The organism is Halomonas elongata (assembly GCF_029081005.1).
In the GTDB taxonomy this organism is placed as follows: Bacteria; Pseudomonadota; Gammaproteobacteria; order Pseudomonadales; family Halomonadaceae; genus Halomonas; species Halomonas elongata_B.
Map to the genome: position 1 here is coordinate 1 of NZ_JAJQTQ010000099.1, position 443 is coordinate 443.

The 443-nt window shown below is 65.2% G+C and carries 1 pseudogene; it reads right to left on the bottom strand.

The window, feature by feature from the left end:
* Positions 1-443, bottom strand: a pseudogene (locus LU493_RS19615) (hypothetical protein); the annotation flags it as partial.

Below are 443 nucleotides of genomic sequence, written 5' to 3' on the forward strand. Positions count from 1 at the left end.
AAGGGCACGCTGCGATAGGCCGCCTTCGGCACTTCGCCGGCGCCTGACTGGCCGAAACGTTCCTCCACCGGCCCCAGATCGAGGAAGGTCTCGCCGCGCTCGTAGGCGGCCTCGACCTGCCGGGTCAGTTCAGTGAGTTCAGCAGACGGTTTGGCCCATTCGGATTCGGGAAGCGGCCGGGACCACTCCTGTACCCAACCCTTGGGGATGGCCTTGGGCAGCACATGATTGACCCGGTACTCGGTATACCAGCTGGCGAAGTAGGCCAGCTCCATCCAGCGGCCCAGGCGGTAGCGCCAGAACGGCTTGCCCTCCCGCTCGTGGCGCCGCCTCTGCCGGGCCATCTCGTCCTTGTACCAGGCCACACTGTAATCGTCGGCGCGTTCGGGCACCGCCTCGGGGCCTTCTTCCATATAGCGACGAATCAGCTCCCACTGCATCAT